Below are 453 nucleotides of genomic sequence, written 5' to 3' on the forward strand. Positions count from 1 at the left end.
CGGTGGATCGTCTCGAAATAGCGCTCGAGCGGGGGCGGTTCCATGCCCGGATAGGACGAGGGGAACCCGCCGCCGACATCGATCACGTCGACCGTGACCGCTGCATCGACGATGGCGGCGCGAACGCGCTCATCGCATTGGCATAGGCTTCGGGCGTCATCGCCTGGCTGCCGACATGGAAGCAGATGCCAAGGGCATCCGCCGCCTGGCGAGCGCGGAACAGCAGTTCCTTGGTCTCGCCGGGGGCCGCGCCGAATTTCGACGCGAGGCTCAGCTTGCTATGCTCCGACGACACGCGAAGGCGGACGCACAGCGTCAGGTCTTCGGCGTGATCGGTCGCGTCGACGATCTTCTCCAGCTCTTCCACGCTGTCGAGAGAAAACGTCTTCACGCCATAGTCGAAATACGCCGAGCGGATCGCTTCGGAGGCCTTGACCGGGTGCATGAAGCACA

General features: G+C 64.2%; 1 pseudogene. It reads right to left on the bottom strand.

What is annotated here, in order from left to right:
* Positions 1-82: 82 nt before the first annotated feature.
* Positions 83-453 (bottom strand): annotated as a pseudogene (locus tag AACY45_RS28520) (hypothetical protein); the annotation flags it as partial.

This window comes from Pseudomonas sp. RA_35y_Pfl2_P32 (assembly GCF_963970735.1).
Lineage (GTDB): Bacteria > Pseudomonadota > Gammaproteobacteria > Pseudomonadales > Pseudomonadaceae > Aquipseudomonas.